The sequence below is a fragment of the Acrocarpospora macrocephala genome, assembly GCF_009687865.1.
In the GTDB taxonomy this organism is placed as follows: Bacteria; Actinomycetota; Actinomycetes; order Streptosporangiales; family Streptosporangiaceae; genus Acrocarpospora; species Acrocarpospora macrocephala.
In genome coordinates, this window is record NZ_BLAE01000023.1 from 14,954 (window position 1) to 35,481 (window position 20,528).

At 70.8% G+C, this 20,528-nt stretch carries 15 protein-coding genes; 11 read left to right on the forward strand and 4 right to left on the reverse strand.

Annotated elements, in window-relative coordinates:
* The first annotated feature begins 115 nt into the window (after window positions 1-115).
* The 7 genes from grpE to Amac_RS20675 are packed head-to-tail and all read left to right on the forward strand — an operon-like array spanning window position 116 to window position 10,172.
* Window positions 116-610 (forward strand): nucleotide exchange factor GrpE, encoded by a 495-nt coding sequence (gene grpE, locus Amac_RS20645; protein WP_155356022.1) that lies wholly within the window; start codon window positions 116-118, stop codon window positions 608-610.
* Complete coding sequence (locus Amac_RS20650) at window positions 610-2,193, forward strand: Hsp70 family protein (protein ID WP_155356023.1); 1,584 nt, start codon at window positions 610-612, stop codon at window positions 2,191-2,193. Before grpE ends, Amac_RS20650 begins: the two co-directional genes overlap by 1 nt.
* A 3-nt stretch (window positions 2,194-2,196) precedes the next feature.
* Window positions 2,197-4,683 (forward strand): hypothetical protein, encoded by a 2,487-nt coding sequence (locus Amac_RS20655; protein WP_155356024.1) that lies wholly within the window; start codon window positions 2,197-2,199, stop codon window positions 4,681-4,683.
* Window positions 4,684-4,686: 3 nt separating this feature from the next.
* Window positions 4,687-5,841 (forward strand): TRAFAC clade GTPase domain-containing protein, encoded by a 1,155-nt coding sequence (locus Amac_RS20660; RefSeq protein WP_170322578.1) that lies wholly within the window; start codon window positions 4,687-4,689, stop codon window positions 5,839-5,841.
* Between the two features lie 4 nt (window positions 5,842-5,845).
* Entirely contained in the window at window positions 5,846-8,317 is a 2,472-nt protein-coding gene (locus Amac_RS20665; RefSeq protein WP_344447921.1) for a GAP1-N2 domain-containing protein, read from the forward strand.
* The gene (locus Amac_RS20670) at window positions 8,317-8,520 is read left to right on the forward strand and encodes a hypothetical protein (protein WP_155356026.1); all 204 of its coding nucleotides are present in this window, start codon (window positions 8,317-8,319) and stop codon (window positions 8,518-8,520) included. The genes Amac_RS20665 and Amac_RS20670 overlap by 1 nt, the downstream gene beginning before the upstream one ends.
* Window positions 8,520-10,172 carry a TRAFAC clade GTPase domain-containing protein gene (locus Amac_RS20675; protein WP_155356027.1) on the forward strand — a complete coding sequence of 551 codons (1,653 nt, stop codon included), beginning with the start codon at window positions 8,520-8,522 and terminating at the stop codon, window positions 10,170-10,172. Before Amac_RS20670 ends, Amac_RS20675 begins: the two co-directional genes overlap by 1 nt.
* 6 nt (window positions 10,173-10,178) lie before the next feature.
* On the opposite strand, the gene Amac_RS20680 is transcribed toward Amac_RS20675, so the two are convergent.
* The 3 genes from Amac_RS20680 to glnA2 form a co-directional block, all read right to left on the reverse strand.
* Window positions 10,179-11,714 (reverse strand): RCC1 domain-containing protein, encoded by a 1,536-nt coding sequence (locus Amac_RS20680; RefSeq protein ID WP_170322580.1) that lies wholly within the window; start codon window positions 11,712-11,714, stop codon window positions 10,179-10,181.
* 77 nt (window positions 11,715-11,791) lie between these two features.
* A complete protein-coding gene (locus tag Amac_RS20685) occupies window positions 11,792-12,538 on the reverse strand; it encodes a hypothetical protein (protein ID WP_155356029.1) in 747 nt (248 codons plus the stop codon).
* A gap of 168 nt (window positions 12,539-12,706) precedes the next feature.
* Window positions 12,707-14,068 carry a gamma-glutamylpolyamine synthetase GlnA2 gene (glnA2, locus tag Amac_RS20690; RefSeq protein ID WP_155356030.1) on the reverse strand — a complete coding sequence of 454 codons (1,362 nt, stop codon included), beginning with the start codon at window positions 14,066-14,068 and terminating at the stop codon, window positions 12,707-12,709.
* A gap of 141 nt (window positions 14,069-14,209) precedes the next feature.
* Between glnA2 and Amac_RS20695 the strand changes: the two genes are divergently transcribed.
* The 3 genes from Amac_RS20695 to Amac_RS20705 all read left to right on the forward strand — a co-directional run bounded on the left by Amac_RS20695 (window position 14,210) and on the right by Amac_RS20705 (window position 18,075).
* A complete protein-coding gene (locus Amac_RS20695) occupies window positions 14,210-15,121 on the forward strand; it encodes a terpene synthase family protein (protein ID WP_155356031.1) in 912 nt (303 codons plus the stop codon).
* A gap of 30 nt (window positions 15,122-15,151) precedes the next feature.
* Entirely contained in the window at window positions 15,152-15,919 is a 768-nt protein-coding gene (locus Amac_RS20700) for an expansin EXLX1 family cellulose-binding protein (protein ID WP_155356032.1), read from the forward strand.
* Between the two features lie 95 nt (window positions 15,920-16,014).
* On the forward strand, window positions 16,015-18,075 hold the full coding sequence (locus tag Amac_RS20705) for a sensor histidine kinase (RefSeq protein WP_155356033.1): 2,061 nt from the start codon (window positions 16,015-16,017) through the stop codon (window positions 18,073-18,075).
* 231 nt (window positions 18,076-18,306) lie between these two features.
* On the opposite strand, the gene Amac_RS20710 is transcribed toward Amac_RS20705, so the two are convergent.
* Complete coding sequence (locus Amac_RS20710; RefSeq protein ID WP_155356034.1) at window positions 18,307-19,269, reverse strand: ArsR/SmtB family transcription factor; 963 nt, start codon at window positions 19,267-19,269, stop codon at window positions 18,307-18,309.
* A 58-nt stretch (window positions 19,270-19,327) separates the two neighbouring features.
* On the opposite strand from Amac_RS20710, the gene Amac_RS20715 reads away from it, so the two are divergent.
* Entirely contained in the window at window positions 19,328-20,527 is a 1,200-nt protein-coding gene (locus Amac_RS20715) for an MDR family MFS transporter (RefSeq protein ID WP_155356035.1), read from the forward strand.
* Window position 20,528: the final 1 nt, after the last annotated feature.

Consider the following 20,528-nt stretch of genomic DNA (forward strand, 5'->3'; position numbering starts at 1 on the left):
ATGGGTAACTAAAATTGACCTATCCGCTATATGCCACTAATCCGGATTTATATTGCGCGAGGTTGGAAAATTGCTGACACTTGCGCCGTGGTGTCCCCAAGGATCAGGACCCGGCATGCTGCCTGAGCAGGACGAGGAAGTTGATCTAGAGAACGGCTTGGCACGGCTCACCGAGCAGGTGTCCCGCGAGCACGAGCGGGCCGCGCACCGCGAGCAGATCATCGACCGCCTGCACGCCGAGAACCAGGACCTGCGCCGCGGCCTGCTCCAGGAGGCCCTCACCCCGGTCCGCTCCGGCCTCTACCGCCTGTACGACTCGGTCACCCGCGAAGCCACCCGGCGAGAAGGAGCCGACCCCGTCGTCCCCCTGCTGGAGGCGATCGCCGAGGAGGTGGCCGAAGTCCTCGCCCGTACCGGCGCGGAACGCCTGGAGGTCTCCCCCGGCGACCCGTACGACCCGGCCCTGCACCGCCCGCTCCGCACCGAACCCGGCGAGGACGGCCTGGTCATCGCCGTGATCTCGGACGGGTTCAGGCTGGCCGAGCAGGACCGTGTACTCCGCAAGGCCGGTGTGGTCATCGGCAGGAACGTCAACGAGGAGAACGATTGATGGCTGTGCACGGGATCGACCTCGGCACCACCTACTCCTGCATCGCCAGTGTGGACGACGTGAGCCGCCCGACGGTGCACCGCAACCAGGAGGACACCGACACCACGCCCTCGGTCGTCTTCTTCGAGACCCCCGACAACGTGGTGGTCGGCCAGACAGCTAAGGACAGCGCGGTCATCGAACCCGATCTGGTGGTGAGCCGGATCAAGCGCGACATGGGCCACGAGGTCACCCGGACCATGCACGGCCGGCCGTACACGCCGGAGGAGATCTCCGCGTTCGTGCTGCGCAAGCTGGCCGAGGACGCGCGGACGGCGACCGGGATCACGGTCGGCGACGTGGTCATCACCGTCCCGGCGTACTTCGGGGCGGCCGAGCGGGACGCGACCCGCAAGGCGGGGCAGATCGCCGGGCTGAACGTGATCGACATCATCTCCGAGCCGATCGCCGCCGCGATCACCTACGGCGTGCTCAACCCGGGCCAGGACGCCCGCATCCTCGTGTACGACCTGGGTGGCGGCACCTTCGACACCACCGTCATCGCCCTGGTGGACGGCGACATCGAGGTCGTCTGCACCGACGGCGACCACGAGCTGGGCGGCGCCGACTGGGACGACCGGCTGGTGGAGCACTTAGCCGAGCGGTTCCGGCAGGAGCACCCGGACGTGGCCGACCCGTTGGACGACAAGCAGACCGAGCAGCAGCTGCGCCGCGACGCCGAGGAGCTGAAGAAGACGCTCACCACCCGGACCAAGCACGTGGTCCGGGTCATGCACGAGGGCCGGGTGGCCAAGGTCGAGATCACCCGGGAGGAGTTCGAGGGCCTCACCCGCGACCTGCTGGACCGCACGATCGACATCACCCGCAAGACGCTGAACACCGCGCGGGCCAAGGGCGTGGACGGCTTCGACCACCTGGTGCTGGTCGGCGGCTCGGCCAAGATGCCCGCGGTGACCGAGGCGCTGACCAAGGAGCTCGGGGTCGCGCCGCGGCTGCAGGACCCGGATCTGGCCGTGGCGAAGGGCGCCGCGCTGTACGCGTTCGAGGAGACCTACCGGCGGCTGCTCAGCGCCGGTGACCGGGGCAGGGCCGAGGAGATGGCCGCGCGGGCGGGCCTGTCCGACGGCCAGCGGCAGCAGATCGCCGGGCGCACCATCAAGACGGTCGCGTCCCGCGCGTTCGGCATCAAGGCGACCGCCAGCAACACCCGCCGCGAGTACGTGGCGCACCTGGTCAACGCCAACGACCCGCTGCCCGCCGACGTCACCGAGGGCTTCGCCACCCTGGACGACTTCCAGACCCGGGTGGCCATCGAGGTCATGGAGCAGGCGGGCGCGGTCGCCTCGGACGCCATCGAGGACAACAACAAGATCGCCGAAGGGGATCTGAAGATCCCGCCGGGCAAGCCGGCCGGATTCCCGATCGAGGTCACCTTCTCCCTGGACACCTCCGGCCTGCTGCACGTCACCGCCAGGGAGGACGAGAGCGGGGAACGGCTGGAGCTGAGCGTGCGGATCGGCGGCATGTCCGAGGAGGAAGTGGCGGAGTCGCGGGCGGCGCTGGCCCGCGTCCAGGTGAGCTGAGCCATGCCCTTCGACGAGCGACGGTATCTCCAGGAGGTGCTCGACCCGGCCCGCGAGGCCGGTTCACCCCCCGAGGATCTGCGGCTGCGCTACCAGCTCCGCCAGGACATGTCCCCGGCCGAGGTGGCCGAGACCGTCCGCCAGGTACGGCAATGCTGGCGTCGCCAGCGCCAGCTGCTGAAGTTCCGCAAGCTCGTCGACCGGCTTGAATCCGACCATGCCGGGTATGCCCCCATCTTCGAGGCCGCCGCGAACGGCGACACCGGGCCGCTGATCGCGGCGCTGCGCCAGGCCGGGGAGCGGGATCGGCGGCGCGTCACCGACCTGCGCAGGCGGCTGGACGACGCGGCCGGGCGGCTGCGGCTGCTGGCGCCGGACGTGGTGGCGGGGATCGCCCGTTCGGCGGGGGTCGAACGGCGGGAGGCCGACGCCCTGGCAGGTCAGCTCGGCATCGAGATCCGCGAACCCGATCAGCTCCCCGATATCCCGCCTTATCCGGGTTACGCCCGGGCGCGGGAGGCCCTGGACACGCTGCGGAAGCGGCATCTGGCGGAGTTCGTCCTCGGCGAATCCCAGTTCCGGATATTTACCCCGGCGGGGGATTTGGGGGAGCGGATTCGGGAGGTGGAGGCGGACTGGCAGCGGCGTACCCGGGGGTCGTGGACGATCTCGGCGGACACGGTGCTGGCGGCGTTGCGGGGGGTCGACGATCCTGGCGCGTTGCTGCGGTACGATCTGGTCGCCCGGGTGCGGGAGCGGGTGCGCGAGCATCCCGGCGACGAGACGCTGGTGCGGTTCGCGGTGGAGGATCTCGGGCTCGATCCCGGTGAGGCGCGGCGGCTGGTCTTCGCGGTGCGCCAGGAGGGCGGCGGGCCGAGCGGGCCGCGGGCGCGGCTGCGGGAGCTGGTGGACGCGGGCGAGATCCAGGCCGCCGCCGACCTCGCGGCGACCCTGCCCGAGGGCACCGAGCTGGGGAACGAGATCGCGGCGCGGCTCGCGGCGGCGCTGAAGCTCCGGGATCAGGCGCTGACCGCCACCGACCCGGACGAGGCGTGGATCCTGCTGGCCGACGCGCTGCGCCGGGTCCCCGACCTGCCGGGCGCGGCGGGACTGCTGGCCCGCCTGGCCCCCCACCCCGCCCGCGACGTCCACGCCGAACCCCGCGACGACGCGGTCACGATCACGTGGCAGCCGTCCCCGTCCCGGGCGGGTGAGATCACCTACGAGATCCGGCGCGACGGCGTCCCGCTCCGGGCCGGGCCGGTCGCCGGCCGGTTCGTGGACGAGACGCCGCCGATCAACGTTCCGCTCCGGTACGCGGTGGCCGCCCGCAGGGGCGAGGCCACCGCAACCCCGGCCTCCGCCGCCGTGGTCGTGGTCCGGCCCGAGCCGCGCGACCTGCGCGTCACCGCCGGGGACGGCGTCGTCACCGGCCGCTGGATCACCCCGCCCGAGGCCGTCGGCGTCGTGGTGCTCCGCGACGGCCAGCCGGTGATCGTGGACGGCTCCGCCTTCCGCGACCGGGCCGTACGCAACGGCACCGGGCACCACTACCACGTCTACGCGGTCTACCCGACGCCGGACGGAGCCGGGGCGAGCACGCCCGGCCTGCACCGCACGGTCACCCCGCACGCCCGGCCGGAACCGGTGCCCGAGTTGTCGATCACGCCCGCTTCGCAGGGGATGCTCCTGCTCTCCTGCGCGGAACCGGCCAGCGGCGTGCTGGAGTTCCTGCTGTTGAAGGGCGTGCCGCCCTGGCCGTACGGGACGACGCTGGCGCTGGCCGAGATCGAGGGCACAGGCAGGGCGCTGGCGACGACGCCGGTGGCCGAGGGGCATCTGATCAAGCCGGAGACCGGGGTGGTGCTGGCGCTCACGATCGCGGGGGATCTGGTCACCGTCGGGGCGTACCGGGAGCATGTCAACCTGACCGCGCCCGCCTCGGTCACCGCCGAGCGGCGCGGGGGCACCGTGCTGGTCGGACTTGACTGGCCGCCCGAGGTGCCCGAGGTCGAGGTCGGGTGGGCGGCGGAGCGGCTGCTGGTGAGCGCGGCGGCCTATCGCGCGCAGGGCGGGATCCGGCTGGACGCGCCCGAGGACGAGGCGATCACGATCGAGGTCGTGCCGAGCGCGCTGCTGCGGGGGGAGCGGGCGCGTGGCCCGGCCGTCCGGGTCGAGCTGCCCGCTGCGGTCCCTGTCCGGTATGACCTGATCGCTGAGGGTCCGCCGTGGAAGCGGACCTTGACCGTCGAGGTGTCCGCCGACCGTCCGGCCCGGGTGCCGCGCCTGGTGCTGGTGCTCAAGCCGGGGCTCGTGCAGCCGCTCACCGCCGCGGACGGCCGCGTGCTCGGCGAGTGGACCGACCTCACCACCCCGGCCCGCCTGACGCTGCCCGCGCCCCGGCAGGCCAAGCCGTACTGGCTGCGATGTTTCGCCGAAGGGGACGTCGCGCTGCTCGACCCACCGGTCCGCCGCATGAAAATGGGGTAAACCTTGATCACATGCCCGTACTGCTTCGCGCGCGTCGCGGAGAACCGCATCATGTTCCGGTGTTCCGGTGGCCGGGGAGGGTGCGAGGCACGGGCGGACGAGGTGCTGGGACGGCATCGCGGCGGGGTGCCGCCGGCCCTGCCTCCGGTGTTCTCGGTGCGCCGGCCGGGGCGGCGGGCGAGCTGCCCGGAATGCGGCCGGGAGACCAGCCGCCGGGCGTGCCCGGAATGCCATAGCAGGCTGGCCGCCGAGTACTGCGCCAATCCCGGCAAGATCGTGGCGCTGGTGGGGGCGAAGGGGTCAGGGAAGAGCACGTACATCGCGGTCCTGCTGCACGAGCTGATGAACCGGGTCGGCGCGGAGCTGGACGCCTCGCTGACCCCCTGCGACGACCGGACCATCGAACGGTACCGCCAGGAGTTCGCCCGCCCGCTGTACGGCGAGCATAGCCTGCTGCGCGCCACCCAGTCGGCGGTCACCGACCTCAACCGGGATCCGCTCGTCTACCTGCTCACCCGGACGATCCGGGGGCGGCTGCGCACCCGCGCCGAGTCGCTCACGCTGGTGCTGTTCGACACGGCGGGCGAGGATCTGCGCAGCCGGGACGTGAGCGAGCTGCACCTGCGCTACCTGCGGGCGGCGGACGCGGTCATCTTCCTGGTGGATCCGCTGGAGCTGCCGGGGGCGCGGGCCGCGCTGAACGGGACCGCGCTGGCCCGCAGCGGCGGGCTCGACGACGATCCGGACAGCGATCCGCTGAACGTGATAACCCGGGTGACCGAGCTGCTGCGGCAGTCCCGCGGGCCGCTGACCGTGCCGGTGGCCGTGGCGCTGAGCAAGATCGACGCGCTGCGTCCTTCGCTGGCGCGGCAGTCGGCGCTGCACCGGGCCAGGGTTCCGTCCGGGGCCCTGGACCTGGACGATCGGGAGGCCGTGCACGAGCAGGTGCTGGCGCTGCTGGAGGAGTGGCAGGCCGGGGTGGTCGGGCGGTACCTGCGGCAGAACTACACCGACCACGCGCTGTTCGGCCTCTCCGCGCTGGGCGCGGTCCCGGAGGTCGAATCGGTCGGCACGGGCGGGATCCGGCCCTATCGGGTCGAGGATCCGCTGTTGTGGTTGCTCTACCGGTTCAAGATGCTCGACGGAGTCCGGGGGTAATCGAATGGCCTGGCAGCTCCACTACACCTCGGCCGAGTCCGGCCCGACCGGCCGCTCGGGCTTCCAGTTCGTCGCGGAGACGGCGGATATCGCGCCGCTTCCCGGCAGGGGTGATTTCGCGGTAAATCACGACCCGGCACGGCCGCATGACCCGGCGGGAGCTTCCGACCCGGCACAGCCTCGCCATCGGACCAGATCTCCGGGACCGTCTCACGACCAGGCGGGAGTTCATGGACGAGCCGGAATGCCGGACCGTGCGAGGCTTCGTGACCTCGCGGCGCCGCATATGAGCTATCGGCCGCCGCCCAGCGCTCCGCTGACCCCCACTCCTGCCGAAATCACGAAATTTCCGGTTTCGTTGACGTATGAGCCGGGGGTTTTGTCGAGGTGTGTTTATCTCGGGCGAGATTACTCGGGGCGGTATGGCAACTTTCTCGGGCATGCGCTGGTTCTGCGGGAAGAGGACCTGGTCGGGTCGCGGCCGATCGAGTTCTGGGGGGCGCCGTTCTGGGCGGATGTTCCCGCTGAAGGGGAACTGGAGGAACTGACCGAGCTCGCTCCGGGGTCGGCTGTGGATCCAGAGGCGCTGGGCGGGTGGCTGGCCGCCGGTGGGACCGACGCCTATGAGCGGCTTCGCGAGTTGCTGGAGAGCGTGCGGAAGGTGCTGACCCGGGGGCACGGGCGGCTGGTGCTCGTCGCGGCGGACGCCGGGGACATCGAGGACATCGTCCGGTGGATCGCGGTGATCTCGTTCTCGCTGCCGTGGGCGGCGGCGGCGCGGCTGTCGTTCTCGACCTACAGCGCCGATCCGGCCGCGACCCATCAGATGATCGTCGGGACTACGCCGGATGTGTGGATTCCCTCGGATATCGATGCGAGTGTGGTCCGGTTGGATGAGCCGCCCGCCCCGGTGCGTACCGGGCGGTTCGCGGCGACGGCGGTGGGGTTCTGGCGCCGTACCGATCTGGACGGGCTGGACGCGCTGGGTGAGCTCGGGGACGCGGAGCCGGAGACGGCGGCGGCGCTGATCGCGCTCTGCCGGGGGGACGGCACGGTGGCGTCGGAGGAGCAGGACGCCATCATCGCGCTGGTCGAGAACGGGTTGCCGGACTGGGCGTGGCGCATGCTCGGCCGCCGGGCGGGGTTGATCGACCGGCCGCTGGCGGCGGCCATCGCCGAACACGGACCGCCGGAGGCGGCCGACCCGTGTGCCGCCCGGTGCGCGGCTTTGGCCATGCGCGATCCTGAGCTGCCGATTCCGGCGCGGGTGATGCGGGCGCCGTACCTGGCCGCCCTGACGGCGGCGGCGGGCACCGCGCTGGGCGAGGCGCGCGCGCCGCTCCTGGTGGTCGCGGTGCTCCGCGTCGCCGACGTGTACGGCCTGCGCCTCGACCCCGAAGCCGTGGAACACGCGGCGGCGGCTACGATCCATGCGCGTTCCTCCGACCCAGCGGACGCCACAAACCCGGCAGTCCCAACGGGAGCCACGAACCCGACGGGACGTACTAACCCGGCGGAAACCACGGCCCTGGGGCAAGCCGCAGACCTGGCGGGAGCCATCCAGCGCACCCCATCCGAATGGCGCGAAACCCTCATAGCCGGATTTATCACCGGATTGGAGGACACGTCCGTTGAGGTACGCGACCGGCTACTCACCCCCGAGGTCAGCGCGCTGATCGCGGACCACGACTGGCGGCCCGCGCCACGAACCGGCGCCCTCGTGCTGCGGCGGGAAGTCGGCGCAGGACGCCGGGACCGCGTGGATGCAACCATCGAACTTCTCGGCTTCACCGACGACCGGGAGGAAACCCTCAAATCCCTCTGGGAGAAGCAGCCCACCGCCGCGGAATGCGCCCGACTGATCGAGGCGCTCGGCCCGGAGATGGACGCGTCCCCCCAGCTCAGCGAGCTCCCGGCGCGCGCCTTCCTGACCGGCGGCCTGAAAGGCCCTGAGGTGCTGAAACTCGCCGAAAAGGTGCGGGACGGCCTATCCGGCTACCCCGCCGACGACGCCGAAGCCACGCTCATCGCCGCCCGCCTCACCGAGGCACCCACCCCGGTCGAAGCCGCCCGCGCGATCGACGCGCTGACCGAGCTCACCCGGGAGGGCCACCCCGACCTGATGCCGATGACCAGAGCCGCCGCCGCCAAAGCCCTCGCCGGAAAGGACCCCCGGTTCCGTACCACGGTGGTGAAATCCGTGACCGAGCCCGCACGGCGCTGGCTGATCAACGCCTGGCTCACCGCCAACCGCAACCGCGACCAGCAGATCGCCCTGCTGGAGATCGCGATCCGGCTCCGGATGGCCGGAGTGATCATCCCCCGCCTGGACCAGTGGGCCCGCTCCCAGGTCATCAACTGGTCGATGTTCAGCTCGGTCGAAGCCCATTTCAAACGGGACGCCGAACTCGCCGCCGGCCTCCGCGAACTCACCGGCCAGAAACGCCGCCGCATCTTCGGCCGAGGCGACGGCTGATGCCCACACCGATCCCGACGAAAAGCCACTTCGCGGAGATAAGCCGCTTAACGGTGATAAGCCGCTTCACGACGGGCAATCGCTTCGCAGTAAGCCGCTTCGTGGCGAGCAGTCGCCTCGCGGTGAGCCGCTTCGCGGTGCGCAGTCGCCTCGCGGTGAGCCGCTTCGCGGTGCGCAGTCGCCTCGCGGTGAGAAGTCGCTGATGTGGTTCTTCGCGATTCTGGTGTGGATCGTCGTGATATGGGTGGCGTTCCCGATCGCGTTCGCGCTCACCCTGGCCGCCACCACCCTGGGCGCGGTAGGGATCTATTTCCGGCAGGCGGGCGCGGTACTGCTGCCGGACGTGGCCGAAGGGCACTCCCCCGTCGAGCGTCCCCGCCAGGATCGTGATCCCGCCTACCGCCACTATCTGGTGACCCAGGTCTGGCGGGACTGGTGGGCGATCACGCGTACCGCGCTCCCGCAGATCATCGTCACCGCCGCCGACGCCATCCGCGTCGCCACCGGCGCCCTCATGGGCGAATCGCGCGGCTTCTTCCTGTTCCCCCTCTGGCTGGCCATCTGGGCCGGAGTGCTCCTGGCCGCGCTACCCCTGGCCGCGCTCGGCCTGCTGATCACCGCCGTGTACGCGCTGACGGTCGCCGCGGGCATGCTCGCCTGGCTGGCCTGCGTCACCGTGCTGCGCGCCTTGGAACAGCTGTTCATGCTGGTCCGGCGCATCCTGCAGGCCTGCCCGTACCCGGGGTGCTACGCGAAGATCACGCTGCCGGCGTACGCGTGCCCGTCCTGCGGGGAACGGCACCGCGCGCTCACCCCGAACCTGAACGGCGCGGTCCGGCACGCCTGCCGCTGCGGCGCCCGGCTGCCGACCACGATCATGCTCGGCCGGCACCGGCTGCAGGCGCACTGCCCGGACTGCGACCGGCAATTACCGGCCCGGATCGGCCGGGTCCGGGTCGAACCCGTGCCCTTCGTGGGCGGGCCGGACGCCGGAAAGACCACCTTCATGGCGCTGGCCGTGGACGCGCTGCTCACCGGCCTGCGCACCGAGTTCGTCGACCAGGGCGACGAGCTCACCTTCCTCCAGCTCAAACGCCAGCTCGCCACCGGCCACATGATCAAGACGGGCACGCAGCTGCCGAAGGCGGTCATGCTCGACGTCACCCTGCCCCGCGAGGGCAGCCGCATCCTCTACCTGTTCGATCCGTCCGGCGAGCACTACACCGGCGCGAGCAAGGTCGAGGCGATGAGCTACCTGGCGCACGGGGAGGCGCTGCTCATCGTGGTCGATCCGTTCGCGCTGCCCGCCGTACAGGACAGCCTGGTGAGCGGTGATCGTGAGCTGCTGGCCGCCGGTGGTCTCACGCTCGCGCGGGAGGATCCGGCCGACACCGTCCATCGCGTACGCAACGAGCTCGCGGGCCGCGCGGACGGCGGGCGGCAGCGCCGGATCGCGGTCGTCGTCACCAAAGCCGACCTGCTCCGCCAGACCGCCACCGGCGAAGGCGCGGCGGACGACCCCGCGAGCTGGCTGGCCGCCATGGGCATGGGCAACCTGACCCGCGCCCTGGCGGCCTCCGGAGCCAAGGTCCGCTACTTCCTCTCCGGCATCCCGGCGAACCCGGCGGAGATCCTCACCCTGCTCACCTGGCTGATCGGCCTGCGCCCGCCCGGGAGAACCCCGTCCAAACCGGCCCGCCCGCAGCGGGCCTGGCTCCCGTCGACCCGCCCCCCGGACCGCCCGCCGCTCAGCTACACCCTCGCCCGCCGTCTCATCTTCACCGTCACGATCGTGCTCTCGCTGACGGCTGTTTCTCTGCTCGGTTTTGCCGGTTGGACGGCCTGGTCGGGATGATTCGCACTACGACGACGGCCAGCCGATCTCGACGGTGAAGACGGTCGTGACGTTGGCGGCGGGGATGACGCCGACGGGGGTGCGCGCGGTCACGACGACCTCGTAGGTGCCGTGCGGGGCATTCGGTTGCGCGACGAGCGTCAGCGTGGCGGTGTCCCCCGCCGTTACGATCTTCGGGCTGACGGTGGCGCCGACGCCGGACTGGGGCAAGGCGGCGATGCTGGGCGGGGGCTCGCTGACCACGGCGGTCAGATCGATCTGCTGCGCCGATCCGTTGAGCGCGGTGGTGACCACCTGGGCGGTGAGCGAGCCGCCCGGCTCCAGCCGGGGCAGCTTGGAGACGATCTCGACCGTGTACGCGGGCTTGGGCACCTCACGCACCGCCAGCGAGTGACGGAAGCCCGCGCTGATCCCGGAGACCGCCGCCAGCCCGGGCACCTGCACGGGGATCAGCGTGCCCGCCGGGCTGCCGGTGCCCAGCTGCCCGAACTCGTTGTCGCCCGAGGCCCACGCCGTGCCGTCGGCGAGCAGCGCCAGGCTGTGGAGGTACCCGGCGGAGACCACCCGCACGTTGAGGCCCAGGTCGCGCACCTTGGCCGGGCGCAACTTGCCCTCGGTCGTGCCGATGCCCAGCTGGCCGTGGGTGTTGTCACCCCAGGCGAACAGCCTGCCGTCGCTGCGGATGGCCAGGCTGTGCAGGCCTCCGGCGGACAGGTCGAGGGCGTTTCCGGAGAACACCAGGACCGGCAGCGGCCGCGAAATCTGGGTGCCGTCGCCGACCTGGCCGTCCCAGTTGTAGCCCCACCCCCATACGGTCCCGTCCGTACGCCGCGCCAGCGCGTGGTAGTAACCGGCGTCGACCTTGTCGACCCCGGTCAGGGTGGGCAGCTGGGCGGGGAACGGCTGGTCGGTCCAGGTGCCGAGGCCGAGCTGGCCGATGCTGTTCTCGCCCCAGCCCCAGACGGTGCCGTCGGCGCGCAGCGCCAAGCCGAAGTCCATGCCGGCCGAGACCTGCGTGACGCCGCTCAGCGCGGTCGCCTGGACGGGGCTGAACCGCCGCTGGGTGGTGCCGTCGCCCAGCTGGCCCGCGTAGTTGTTGCCCCAGGCCCAGACCGCCCCGTTGGAGGTCACGGCAAGCGTGAAGTCCTCCCCGGCGGCGACGTCCACGACGCCGATGAGCCCTTGCACCCTGACCGGGGACAGCCGCCGCTGGGTGGTACCGTCACCCAGCTGGCCCACGTTGTTGTTGCCCCAGGTCCACACGGTGCCGAAGGTGCCGATGGCGACGCTGTGCCCGTTCCCTGCGGACACCTTCGTGAAGCCGTGCCCGGCGCCGTCCACCGCCACGGGGGTGGACGCCTGGGGCGCGGTGGCGCCGCCGTCGCCGACCTCACCGAACTGGTTCTGGCCCCACCCGGCGGCGTGGCTCCACCCTGTTCCGGTGACTGCCTGGGCGCTGACGGCGGGCCCCACCACGGAGGCCGCCACCACGGTGCCGACGGCTAACCGTGCGAGCCAACTCCTGCGGAGGATACTAGACATCTGACATCCGATCATTGCGATTGCGTATGAGTCGGTACAGCATCCAGGCCGCCGCTAGCGAGTCGCTTGCAAACCCCTTATTCGTCAGGCAGCAGGTACCGCCAGGAGACCACGAAGACCGCCCCCGACCCGCTCTTGAAGAGCGACTGCCTGTTCTCGAACCCCGCCGGGATCGCCTTGACGATCGCACCCGCCGCGTCCCCGTCAAGATCCTTCTTCCAGATGGGATCCACCGCACCGGACGGCTCCGGCACCCCGGCGGGCCACGCCAGCACCGTGCCCTCCGCTCCCGGCGCGGTCTCGGCGACCATGCGAACCCGGGTGGCGACGTAGTCCGTACCCTCCGAGGTGCCCCGGGTCGCCAGCCCATCCATCAGCTTCTTCGCCTCTACCAGTTCCTTCGGATAGAAGAGGGCCACCTGATCCAGCGCCGGAACCCGCACCTCCTGCATTTTCCCGTCCTTCGCCCGTACGCCGAGGACGGTGTCCGGGATATCCGTCACCATGGGCGCGTCCGGCTTGGGCGTCGCGGTCGGCGGCTGCCCCTTCAGGAACCTCTCCATCGACGCGACCGTCTCCCCCAGCTGCGCCTCGGTGAGCTTGAACGTCTTCCCGGCGTCAACGATCACCTGCCCATCGCTGTACACCACCACCCGCGGCGGCCGAAGCGTATTCGTCGTCGGAGTGACGAACCCACCCTCCGCCCCCCACAAGGCGACCGCCTGCACCTCCTCAACCGCTACCGCCGTAGTCTCCGACCCAGCCCCACCACAGGCCGCGACCAGCGACAACCCCGCCAAGACCAACGCCACTCCGTATCTCATGCCCCAGAAACGTAAGCCCGGCTCATGTGGTTCAACCCCCTGACCAGTCGTTATCGCCCCCGAGCCATCCCCACGCCGCGTGACGCGTCGAATCGGCATCGTGATGAAAGCAGGGCCATGGAGGCAGCTCAAGTGAGAGCTGCCCACACGGAGACCGACTGGGCTGCTTTACAGCACGGGAAGGTAGCGGCCGAGTTCGAATTCGGTGACCTGGCGGCGGTAGTCGCGCCACTCGGCGCGCTTGTTGCGGAGGAAGAAGTCGAAGACGTGTTCGCCCAGGGTTTCGGCGGCCAGTTCGCTGTGTTCCATGACGGAGATGGCTTCGTCGAGGGATTGCGGCAGCGGCTGGATGCCGAGGGCGCGGCGTTCGCCGCTGGTGAGGGCCCAGACGTCGTCTTCGGCGCCGGGGGGCATCTCGTAGCCCTGTTCGATGCCGCGCAGGCCGGCGGCGAGGATGAGGGCGTAGGCGAGGTAGGGGTTGCAGGCGGAGTCGAGGGAGCGGAACTCGATGCGGGTCGAGCCGCCCTTGTGGGGCTTGTACATGGGGACGCGGACCAGGGCGGAGCGGTTGTTGTGGCCCCAGCAGATGTAGGAGGGGGCTTCGCCGCCGGCGCCCGCGATGGCTTCCGCGCCGCCCCACAGGCGCTTGTAGGAGTTGACCCACTGGTTGCAGACGGCGGTGATCTCGGCGGCGTGCTTGAGCAGGCCTCCGATGAAAGAACGGCCGATCTTGGAGAGCTGGTAGTCGGAGCCGGGCTCGTAGAAGGCGTTGCGGTCGCCTTCGAACAGGGACATGTGGGTGTGCATGCCGGAGCCGGGGTATTCGGTGAACGGCTTGGGCATGAACGACGCCCAGACGCCCTGCTCCAGCGCGACCTCCTTCATGACCAGCCGGAACGTCATGATGTTGTCGGCGGTGCTGAGCGCGTCCGCGTAGCGGAGGTCGATCTCCTGCTGGCCGGGCGCGCCCTCGTGGTGGCTGAACTCGACGGAGATGCCCATCGACTCCAGCATCATGATCGCGTTGCGCCGGAAGTCGTGGCCCGCGCTGTGCGGGGTGTGGTCGAAGTAGCCGCCCTCGTCGATCGGCTCGGGGCGCACGCCCTTCTCCGGCTTCTCCCTGAGCAGGAAGAACTCGATCTCCGGGTGGGTGTAGAAGGTGAAGCCCATGTCGGCGCACTTGGCCAGGGCGCGCTTGAGCACCCAGCGCGGGTCGGCGTGCGACGGGGAGCCGTCGGGCATCAGGATGTCGCAGAACATCCGGGCCGCCCCGGGCGTCTCGCTGCGCCACGGCAGGATCTGGAAGGTCGACGGGTCGGGCTTGGCGAGCATGTCCGACTCGTACACGCGGGAGAAGCCTTCGATGGCGGAGCCGTCGAAGCCGATGCCTTCGGCGAAGGCGCCTTCGAGCTCGGCGGGGGCGATCGCCACTGATTTGAGGAAGCCGAGGACGTCCGTAAACCAGAGTCGGATGAACCGTATATCGCGCTCTTCTAGCGTGCGGAGGACGAATTCCTGCTGGCGGTCCAAGGCGCTACCTCACGGAATGGACATCTCTGGGCATCTACCAGTGTGCCCTTTCTGTGTTTCACATGCGTTACGCGCCCGCCGTGCGGACTCTCCGTCGCGCCTCGCGGACAACGCGTGAACATTGTCCTAGCGTGTGATCACATGAGCGCTGAGCTGCGGATACCGTCCGCTGCGGCCATTCTTGTCCCGCTTGCCGAGCTGTTCCCGCCGTTGGGGTGTTCGTCCCGGCCGTGCGACGGGACCGCGCTCCGCGCCTGGGCCGCCCCGTACGGCCTGCCCACCGATGCCGGATTCCACCGACTCGCGGCCCGCCTGATGCCCGAGGACCGCCTGCTGTCCCGCTGGCTGACCTGGACATTCGCGTACGACGACTGGTGCGACGAGGGCACCGGCAGCAGGGACGGCCGGGTGCTCGACCGGATGCAGGCCCGGCTGCGGGAGACCATGCGCACGGGGCACGGGTCCGCCGAGCCGCTGGTCGCGTCCTTCGCCGACCTCTGGCGGTCGACGGCGCCCCGGATGAGCCCGGCCTGGGCGCGCAGGTTCGCCAACCGCCTGGATCTCCATGCGGACGCCTGCCGGGTGCAGGCCGTCAACCGGACGTACGGGCGGGTGCCGACGGCGGGCGAGTATCCGGCGCTGCGCCGCCACGCGTTCTGCGGGTTCGTCACCGACTTGCTGGAGCCGTGCCTGCGGATCGACGTGCCGGGACGGCTGCACACCTCGCCGCCGTGGCGCACGCTGGTGGACGCGTCCTCGGACGTGATCGCCTGGTGCAACGACATCGCGTCGCTGGCGAAGGAGCAGGGCGATCCGCACAACTACGTACGGGTGGCGGCCGAGCGGATCGGGGTGCGGGATCCGGCGGCGTGGGTGGCCGACCGGATCGCGGAGCGGGTGGAGGATCTGCGGGACGCGGCGCTGGCGCTGCCGGGGACGTGCGCGGAGCTGGGCGTGCCCGCCACGGTGGCGCCGGTGGCGGTGTGCCTGCTGGCCGGGCCGCGGGCGCATGTGGAGTGGCTGCTGGAGTCGGCGCGATATAGATCTACGTAACGTAATCGATTGCTCGCTCTATGTACATATATGAGGCACGCGAAGCGGGGAAACAGGCGGAAGGTCGTCGTGGGGTGCGCCGTGGTGGTGGCGGTGGCGGTCGCCGTACAGGTGACCAGGACGGTGGCGTGCGCGGACGGGGCGGAGAACGGGTGGGCCTACTTCTACGAGCCGCCGGCGGGGCCGGGTAACTGCTCGCTGCCGGCGGCGGGGCAGTTGTTCGTGTCGGTGTCGGCCGGGGAGTACGCGGGTTCGCAGGCCTGCGGCGGCTACCTGGACGTGACCGGTCCGCGCGGGACGGTCCGGGTGCAGGTCGTGGACCAGTGCGTGAAGTGCGGGAAGGGCGAGCTGGACCTGAGCCGCCCGGCCTTCGCGAAGATCGCCCAACCGGGCGCGGGCGTGACCAGGGTCGTCTACAGCCGGGTGCGCAACCCCAAGGTGGACAATCCGCTCGGATTCCGCGTCAAGGCGGGGTCGTCGGTCTACTGGCTGGCCGTCCAGGTTCTCGATCACGGCAACCCGCTGCGCAGCGTCCGGATCAGGGAGGGCGGGCACTGGCGCGACCTGCGGCGCGGCGGCGACAACTACTGGGTCTTCGAGCACGGGCCTGGCGCGGGCCCGTTCACCCTGCGGGTCACCGACGTGTTCGGCCAGCGCGCCACCGCCGGCGGCGTCGTCCTCGCCCCCGGCCGCGTCCAGCGCAGCACCGAACGCCTGTACGGCCAGAGCGCCGTCACCCCCATCACACAGCGAGCCCTCCCGAAAGCCCCCGCCCCCGAAAGCCCCATGTTCTGCTGAACCACCCCAGCACAACCTCCGTCATACGGAGGAAAGCGTGGCAATCCGTCTTTGATCGGGCATCTACCCGAACGCGATACGGTCCGCGCGACCGTATGACCGACCGGGGGACGACCGAGATGGCGGCGTATGCCGACGCGCTGACACTTACCGCGCCAAGAATCACGCCGGAGACAACCTGGCCGCAGCCGCCGTACACCGCAGGACCGGTGAAGCCCCGCTGGATGAAGGTGCCGGAATCCTGGGCGAAAGCCGCCGCCGTCGCCACCGCCGTGGCCTCCATCGCGCTGGAGCTCGCCGACATCTGGATCACCGCCCAGCTCCCCCAGCCGACCTACACCCCGCTCCCCTTCGCCCCCGAAGACGTGGCCGGAACCGCGTTCCCCGTCTTCGGCGCGCTGCTCGTGATCCGCCGCCCGCGCCTGGTGATCGGCTGGCTGCTCTGCCTGGGCGGCCTCGGCTCGGCCACCAACATCACGGTCTCGAACCTGGCGACGCTGATCGTGCAGGAGGGCGGCCACCCGGCGGTGTTCCTGCTCTGGCTGTTCGCCTCGGCCGTCTGGAGCCTCACCACCTACGCGCTGGGCATCCTGCTCCCGATGCTCTACCCGACCGGCCGCCTGCTCTCCAACCGCTGGTGCGTGCCCGGCGGCTTCGCGGCGCTGGTCCTGATCGCGGACTGGGCGCGGGTGCTGATCGGCCCGTCCACCCCCAGAACCGGCCACAACCCGTTCGCGGTGGCGGCGTTCGCGCCGTACTACCACGACGCCAGGCTGCTGCTCTCCGCGCTGATCAAGGTGGCCCTGGTGCTGGCCTTCTCCTCGCTGGTCGTCCGGTTCCGCCAGGCCGGTCCGGACGAGCGGCGGCAGATCCTGTGGCCGTCGCTGGCCATCTCCGGCCTGATCGTGCCGTGGGTGATCGGCGACCCGGTCTGGTGGACGGTGTCGCTGACGATCCCGCTGATCCCGGCCGCGGTCACCGTGGCGGTGCTGCGTTACCGCCTGTTCGGCATCGACACCCTGGTCACCCGGGCGCTGGTGGGCGCGGGCCTGGTCGGCGTGATCGCGGGCGTCTACGTGCTGGCGACCGGCGTCTCCAGCTTCTTCCTGGCCGGGGTGGACCAGCTGTTCGGCCTGGGGGCCGCGCTGGTGGCGGGCGCGTTCTTCCATCCGACACGGCGCGCCCTGCAACGCCTGGCCGACCGCGCCCTGTACGGCACCCGCGGCGACCCCATCGCCCTGGCCGACGGCCTCAAGGCCCGCCTCCAGCAGACCGACCCCGTGCACGGCCTGCTGGCGGCCCTGGAAACCCTCAAGGACGGCCTCGCGGTGACCGGCGCCGGGGCAGAGGTCGACGGCGCGACCACCGCCGCCGGAGAGCTCCGCCAGGTCGCCCGCGCGGTCCCGCTGATCTGGCACGGCCAGCCGGTAGGCACCCTGCTGATCGGGCCGCCCGGCCGCCGCGTGTTCCCGGCCGCCCACGACGAGCGCGTGATCACCGCGCTCACCCCGTACGTGGCGGACGCGGCCCACACCATGCGCCTCACCACCGCCCTGCAACGTTCCCGGGAGCGCATCCTGACCGCGCGCGAGGAGGAGCGCCGCCGCCTGCGCCGCGACCTGCACGACGGCCTCGGCCAGACGCTGACGATGATGGCGATGACCCTCAACATGGCCAGGGTCAGCCTGCCCCGCTCCCCCGACGTGGCCGACACCCTGCTGAAGGAGCTCCGCTCCGGCATGGACGCCGTCTCCGGCGACATCCGCGAACTCGTGTACGGCCTGCGCCCGCCCGCCCTGGACGATCTCGGCCTGGCCGGCGCCGTGCGGCAACTGGCGGTCGACGGCCCGATCGTGGAGATCGCCGACGACCTGGAAGGACTGCCCGCCGCCGTGGAGGTGGCCGCCTACCGGATCGTCCAGGAAGGCCTCACCAACATCCGCAAACACGCCCAGGCGACCTGGGCCAAGGTCACCCTCCGCCGCGAGAGCGCCCTGATCGTGGAGATCAGCGACGACGGCGTCGGCCTGCCGGAGACCGTCAACCCGGGCGTCGGCCTCGGCTCGATGCGCGAACGCGCCGCCGAACTCGGCGGCACCTGCACGATCACTTCATCCGCGTCGGGCACCACGGTCATCGCGAGGTTGCCCCTCTGACAGGATGAGGCGGGGTTGCTCGCCGTTATCCGGCGCCGTTTACGTCAGCGATGGTTCTCGCCGCACCGGCGCCAACAACGGCAGCGGCGTTCTGTTGGGTATTCCAAGTTCCAACCACCGGCTAGACCCGTTTTCCGCGCATGGCGCTTCGTCGCAGGCCAGCCGCTATAGCCGATCCGATACCGGCTGTAATCAGAGCTGATCAAGCGTGGTGACGTGCGGAAAACGGGGCTAGACCCCGGATACCAGGGCATCCCCAACCGCGGTGCGGCGGTAGAGGACCTCGCGGCCGATTCGCTGGCGGGTGACTAGGCCGCCGTCGGATAACACGGTCAGGTGCTGGCTGACCGCGCCCGCCGTCAGTTCCATGCGCCGGGCCAGGGCCGATGTGGACGCCGGGTCGACCAGCGCGGTCAGGATCTGCGCTCGGGTTCTTCCGATCAGCGCCGACAGGGCGCCCGGCGTGCACGGGACCCCCGCCGACCAGAGATTCCCCGACCCCCGCGCCGGATATATCAGCATCGGCTGGTACGGCTCACACAACACCGCCACATCCGGCCACCGGAACACGCTCGGCACCAGCACCAGCCCGTCCCCCGCGATGTCCCCCGAGTATTGATACGGCCGCGAGGTCACCAGCCGATCCCCGTGCCAGACCACGGCGGGATGCAGGTCCGCGAACAGCTCCCGCACCCCGCCGCTCGCCAACCGCCTGGTGCGCCACATGACGTCGGCTTCCAGCAGCCCGTGCACCCGGGGCCAGAACTCGGCCAGCGCCAGCGTCCAGAACGCCTCCAGCGTGTCCGTCACCCGCCGCACCCCTTCGGCCGGATCCCGCAGGAAGCGCTGGATCGCGACCGGGTCGACGGGTTCCACCCAGCCGACCTCCTCGGCGGCCTTGTCCGGCGGCGTGAGCCGTACGCGCTGGAGTTCGGCCGCGAAGTCGGGCAGCGGCGTATCCGGCGGCGGAGTCAGGAAATCAGGGAAATATCCGTCGGGCGGGACCAGGGCCAGCAGGTCGGTGAGGTCGAAGGAGCGCAGGCGGGGCCGTACGATCCGCAGCCAGGGCAGGTGGATGGAGTGCCGGGCCGGAGTGCGGAGCACGCGCAGGCTGGACACCAGCTCCCAGAGCGGCGAGAACGCGAACCTGAGCCGCGCCACGTCGTCGGGGCGAAATCGCCATTCGATGGCCATCTTTTAGCCTCCGCTAAAAGATTCGCATCCCTAAGCGCCGGTTGTCCAAGGTTGACGGGTGACCACCACCGCGCCTCCCAGCTTCCTGCAATCCAAGATCGGCGGCTTCCCCCGGCCGTTCTGGGTGCTGTTCGGCGGCACCGTCGTGAACCGGCTCGGCACCATGGTGGAGCCGTTCTTCGGGATCTACCTGACCCAGGCCCGCGGCATGTCCCTGGCCGTGACCGGCCTGGTGCTGTCGGTGTTCGGCGCGGGGTCGCTGCTGTCGCAGCCGCTCGCGGGCTGGTTAGCCGACCGGTTCGGCCGCCGGGTCACGCTGACCGGCGGCATGCTGGCCTCCGCCGCCACCATGCTGGCGCTCGGCTACAGCACCAGCGTGCAGGGCATCGTGGCCGGGATGTTCGTGCTGGGCGTGGTGGTGGACGCCTACCGCCCGGCCTCCCAGGCGCTGGTCGCCGACTTAGTCTCACCGGAGGACCGGCCACGCGCGTTCGGCTTGCTGTTCTGGGGTCTCAACCTGGGCTTCTCGGTCGCGATGATCACCGGCGGCTGGCTGGCCGAGGCTGGTTTCCTCTGGCTGTTCTGGATCAACGCCGTCACCTGCACGATCTTCGGTGTGCTGGTCTGGCGGGCGATCCCGGAGACCCGCCCGGCCGCGTCGCAGCGCCAGGCCGGCTTCCGCGAGGTGTTCCGCGACCGGCTGATGGTCGCCTTCGTGATCATGAACCTGGCCTACACCTGCGTCTACCTGCAGGCGTTCTACACCCTCCCGCTGGCCATGAAGGACCTCGGCACCAGCGCGTACGGCTGGGCGATGGCCGTCAACGGCCTGCTGATCGTCTTCGTGCAGCCGCTGACCAACACGTGGCTGGCCCGGCGCGACCACAGCACCGTGCTGGCGGCCGGCTTCGCCATCGTCGGCCTGGGTTTCGCCCTGACCGTATTCGCCTCCACCGCGTTCGGATTCTCGCTCACCGTGGCCGTCTGGACGCTCGGCGAGATCCTCACCTCGGGCATGGCCGGAGCGATCGTCGCCGCGCTCGCCCCGGCCCACCTGCGCGGCCGCTACTCCGGCCTGTACGGTTTCTCCTGGTCAGTGGGCGCGCTGATCACCCCGCTCATCGGCACCCGGCTCCTTGAAGTAGGCCCGGCGGTCCTGTGGTCGAGCGCGGGCGCGCTCGGACTGGTAGCCGCCCTCGGCCAACTGGCCCTGGCCCCCGCCATCCGCCGCAGGTCCCGGCTGGTGACCGCACCATAAT

Coding starts and splice junctions, on each gene's coding strand:
- grpE (WP_155356022.1), top strand. CDS start 116: ATGCTGCCTGAGCAGGACGAGGAAGTTGATCTAGAGAACGGCTTGGCA.
- Amac_RS20650 (WP_155356023.1), top strand. CDS start 610: ATGGCTGTGCACGGGATCGACCTCGGCACCACCTACTCCTGCATCGCC.
- Amac_RS20655 (WP_155356024.1), top strand. CDS start 2,197: ATGCCCTTCGACGAGCGACGGTATCTCCAGGAGGTGCTCGACCCGGCC.
- Amac_RS20665 (WP_344447921.1), top strand. CDS start 5,846: ATGGCCTGGCAGCTCCACTACACCTCGGCCGAGTCCGGCCCGACCGGC.
- Amac_RS20670 (WP_155356026.1), top strand. CDS start 8,317: ATGCCCACACCGATCCCGACGAAAAGCCACTTCGCGGAGATAAGCCGC.
- Amac_RS20675 (WP_155356027.1), top strand. CDS start 8,520: ATGTGGTTCTTCGCGATTCTGGTGTGGATCGTCGTGATATGGGTGGCG.
- Amac_RS20680 (WP_170322580.1), bottom strand. CDS start 11,714: ATGTCTAGTATCCTCCGCAGGAGTTGGCTCGCACGGTTAGCCGTCGGC.
- Amac_RS20685 (WP_155356029.1), bottom strand. CDS start 12,538: ATGAGATACGGAGTGGCGTTGGTCTTGGCGGGGTTGTCGCTGGTCGCG.
- Amac_RS20695 (WP_155356031.1), top strand. CDS start 14,210: ATGAGCGCTGAGCTGCGGATACCGTCCGCTGCGGCCATTCTTGTCCCG.
- Amac_RS20700 (WP_155356032.1), top strand. CDS start 15,152: ATGAGGCACGCGAAGCGGGGAAACAGGCGGAAGGTCGTCGTGGGGTGC.
- Amac_RS20705 (WP_155356033.1), top strand. CDS start 16,015: ATGACCGACCGGGGGACGACCGAGATGGCGGCGTATGCCGACGCGCTG.
- Amac_RS20710 (WP_155356034.1), bottom strand. CDS start 19,269: ATGGCCATCGAATGGCGATTTCGCCCCGACGACGTGGCGCGGCTCAGG.